This is a genomic window from Duganella phyllosphaerae (assembly GCF_001758785.1).
GTDB lineage: Bacteria > Pseudomonadota > Gammaproteobacteria > Burkholderiales > Burkholderiaceae_D > Rugamonas > Rugamonas phyllosphaerae.
On sequence record NZ_LROM01000070.1, the window covers coordinates 1 to 3,968 of the forward strand.

3 protein-coding genes are annotated in these 3,968 nt (G+C 65.8%); all 3 read right to left on the reverse strand.

From position 1 onward, the window contains the following. Window positions 1-3: 3 nt before the first annotated feature. The 3 genes from DUPY_RS08305 to ctaD all read right to left on the reverse strand — a co-directional run bounded on the left by DUPY_RS08305 (window position 4) and on the right by ctaD (window position 3,817). Window positions 4-873 (reverse strand): cupin-like domain-containing protein, encoded by an 870-nt coding sequence (locus tag DUPY_RS08305; protein ID WP_070247362.1) that lies wholly within the window; start codon window positions 871-873, stop codon window positions 4-6. Window positions 874-944: 71 nt separating this feature from the next. Continuing rightward, window positions 945-1,292, reverse strand: a complete 348-nt coding sequence (locus tag DUPY_RS08310) for a hypothetical protein (RefSeq protein ID WP_070247363.1) — start codon at window positions 1,290-1,292, stop codon at window positions 945-947. Continuing rightward, on the reverse strand, window positions 1,292-3,817 hold the full coding sequence (ctaD, locus tag DUPY_RS08315; RefSeq protein ID WP_070247364.1) for a cytochrome c oxidase subunit I: 2,526 nt from the start codon (window positions 3,815-3,817) through the stop codon (window positions 1,292-1,294). The genes DUPY_RS08310 and ctaD overlap by 1 nt, the downstream gene beginning before the upstream one ends. Between the last annotated feature and the right edge of the window lie 151 nt (window positions 3,818-3,968).

A 3,968-nucleotide genomic window follows, 5' to 3' on the forward strand; every position in this document is an offset into this window, starting at 1 on the left:
GGGTCAGGTGAGGGACAGGGGGATTCCTCGGGCCCAGCGGTTGGACGACAGTGAGAATGTCAGCGCGCGTACCTGGTGGTACCAGCCGGCGGGAACGAACAGCATGTCGCCCGGGTTGACGATGACTTCGACGCAGTTGGCCTGGCGCGCCAGCGGGTAGCGCTCGTAGTCGGGGGCTTCGGGATCGAACGGGGAGCCGAACAGAATGGCGTTCGCCTCCTTCGGGTACAGGAATTCGTCGTGGTGCGGCGGCGCCAGGAAGATGCGCTTGATGCCCCAGATTTGCGCGAAGACGTTGTCGTCGTAGTCGCAGTGCAGCGGCGTCATGGTCCGCACCGGGCCGAGCCAGAAGCGCGGCGGCCCCATTTTTTCGAAGTAGCCGGGCCAGTGACACATGCTGTTCAATTCGCGCAGCTCCAGGTTTCCTACATAGGGAGGCAAGTCGTCAGAACCCGCGAGGGAAATATCGAGGTATTCGCGCATCGTCATGTCGCGCATCGGCCGGTCCGCGGCAAAGGCGTTGGCGATATAGTCGCCCACGCGGGCGCGCACCGGCACGTGGCCGTATTGTTCGCGCAGCTGCTCCGGGGTGAGCCGGCACAGCGGCCAGCGTTCCACCACGCCCGTGATCAGGAACGGCAAGCCGCGGGCGGCGCGGGCGCGAAAGGCCACCGCGTCGAGGTGACCGCAGCGCGGCACTTCGGTAATCGTGGGCAGCTCGCGGCTCACGCGGCGAATGGCGTCACGCATTGTCGCGATCGATGGCACGCCGCGCACCTGGGCGTCCTTCAATTCGCGCGCGTGTTTTCTCGCCAGCGCCTCTTCAGGGGTATCGACGAATTTTCGGGGCGGCAGGCGTGATTCTCTGGACATGCTGGATAATCGTGCTGAAACAAAAGGCGGTAGTATAACGGCTCATCATGAACGCGTCGGACGCCGCCTGTTTACGTCGCCGCTGGCCCTGAACACATATCGACCATCAGCATCGGCACGCAGGTCCAGGCAATGGCCACCAGCGACAGCGCAGCCGTCACCAGCGTAGCCCAGTCGTGCAGCGCCGGTGACGCGTGGCCCTCCCTCAACTGGCACACCCGGCGCAGCGCCCGGACGAACAGTACTGTCGCCGCCCCAACTGCCAGCACCGATACCGCGCCCAGCGCCCACGCCGAGTCGCTACCGCGCTCACAGGCCACCGCCGCCCACGCGTAGCAGAAGAAGAAGTGCACACCCCAGAGCACCAGCGGCAGCACGGCGGTCAAGGTGCGGGGCAACAACCTGTCTTGAGCACGCATCATCCCTCCATCAGCTTGGGCAGCACTTGCCGTACCACCGCGATCATCACCCCCTGCAGCGTGGCGTAGTGCCATACCAGCGCGCAGTTGTCGAGCGTGGCGCGGTTGACGGTGGACAGGCGGCCGGTCCATGAGCGGGCCACCAGGTACAGCGCCAGGATGACGAGTATGACCGCGTGCAGGCCCTGGTACGACAGCATGGCGGCAATCGTTGCCGCCCAGGCGTTGGCGGTGGGGTCCAGGCCAGCGAGGAACTGGCTGCGCAAGTCGCCGGCAAAGGCGCCAAGCGCGCACGCGAGCGCCACCAGCACGGTCAGACGGTGGACGCCCGATCTGCCGTCGCTGCGGCGGGTCCATTCGATCAGCGCCGAGCCGGCGATGAGCAGGCTGCACGAGAGCAGCGGCCAGATGGCGTCCGGCACCCGGCTGCCCGGCGGCGGACATACGTCCAGCCGCATGGTAGTGTGGATGTGCGCGAACAGGAACGAGGCGAAGATGGTGCCATCGACCACCAGCATGATCATCGTGCCCCACCACGAGTGCGACGCCGGCCCGCTGGCGCCCACCGGCAGTGTCACCGTGTCGCTCACCCTGGCCGTGCGCTGCATCGGCAAGCGATCCGACTGCCACATCCAGATCACCACCGCCGCCACGGCCACCACGCCGCACAGGCTCGACACCAGCGTCCACTGGATGGTGAGCAGCAGGAAGAACCCGGCCGTACCCACGGCGGCGACCAGCGGCCACCAGCTGTCGCCGGGCAGAATCTGCAGGTAGACCGGGCGCGCGCTGATCGGGCTGGTGATGATGGTCTCGCGGCGGCCGGTGACGGTGCCCGGCAGCCAGTGCTGCCCTGCCGGCACTTCGGTCATCAGCTGCGGGCGGTCCCAAAGCGGCTCGTGCGAACGCACGTCCGGGATGCTGCGAGTGGCGTAGTCTTCGTTCGGCAGCCATTCCAGCGTGGCCGCGTGCCACGGGTTGCCGGCCTCGCGTTTCGGCAAGCGCAGCGTGCGCACGGCATCGACGATGAACAGCAGCACGCCCAGCGCCAGGATCAGCGCACCGATCGACGAAGCCAGGTTGTAGCCGTCCCACCCCATCTCGGTGCCGTATGTGTACACTCGGCGCGGCATGCCCAGCAAACCGGCGACGTGCATCGGGAAGAAGGCCAGGTTCATCCCCACGAACATCAGGCCGAACACCCAGCGCCCCACTCTCTCGGACAGTTGATTACCGCTGATGAGCGGCATCCAGTAATACATCGCCGCGAACATCGGGAATACCAGGCCGCCGATCAGCACATAGTGCAAGTGGGCGACGATGAAATAGGTATCGTGCGCCTGCCAGTCGAACGGCAGCAGCGCCACCATCACGCCGGTGAGCCCGCCGAGCACGAAAATGAACAGGAAGCCGAGCAGGAACAGCGTGGGCGCGACCATGCGCATCTGGCCGCGCCACATGGTGGCCAGCCACGCAAACACCTGCACCCCGGTCGGTATCGCCACGGCCATGCTGGCGGCGGACACCAGGCTGGTTTCCAGCACGCCCAGGCCGGCCGTGAACATGTGGTGCGCCCACAGCGCAAAGCTGAAGAAGCCGACGATCACCAGCGCGGCCACGATGGAACGATGGCCGACCAGCGGCGTACCGGCCAGCGCGGGGATCATGGTCGATACCATGCCGGCGGCCGGCAGGAAGATGATGTACACCTCCGGGTGGCCGAAGAACCAGAACAGGTGCTGCCACAAAATGGGATCGCCGCCGCGATCGGGAATGAAGAACGGCCAGTCGAACGCGCGCTCCATTTCCAGCAAGGTGGTGCCGGCGATCACCGCTGGAAACGCGAACACGATCATCACCCCCACGACCAGCATGGCCCATGCATAGACCGGCATGCGCGCGAGCGTCATTCCCGGCGCGCGGGTAAACAGGATCCCGACGATCAGTTCGATCGCACCGGCAATCGCCGAAATCTCGATGAAACCAATCCCCAGCAGCCAGAAGTCGGCATTGAGTCCTGGCGAATACTCCTTGCTGGTCAGCGGCGGATACATGAACCAGCCGCCGTCGGGCGCCAGCCCCACGAACAGGCTGGTGAAAAATCCGAGACCGCCCACGGCGTAGGCCCAGTAGGCATAGGCCGACAGGCGCGGGAACGGCAAATCGCGCGCACCGAGCATGCCGGGCAGCAGATAGACGGCGATGGCTTCCACCACGGGAATGGCGAACAGGAACATCATCACCGTGCCATGCATGGTGAACACCTGGTTGTAGGTGGCGGGCGTGAGCAGGCCGGCGTCGGGCACGGCCAGCTGGGCGCGGATCATCAGGCCCAGGATGCCGGCCAATACAAAAAACAGCAGTGCGGTACCGATGTAGAGCAGGCCGATATTGGTGTTGTTGACCGAGGTGAGAAATGCCAGGCCGCGCGGCGTGCGCCACACGCGGTCGAGCTTTTCCAGTTCGTCCGGCGGGCGTGGCAGGGAGCTTGGAAGCTCTTTCATGGTGTCGCTTGCTGCGGTCATTTCAGGCTTTCCAGGTAAGCGGCCAGCGCAGCCAGCGTGGCGGGATCGATGTCGGTACTGGCGGGCATGCGCACGCCGGGCTTGGCCACGTGCGGGTTGGCGATCCAGGCGGCCAGGTTGGCGCGGTTGTTGGACTGGGCGCCAGCGCCCA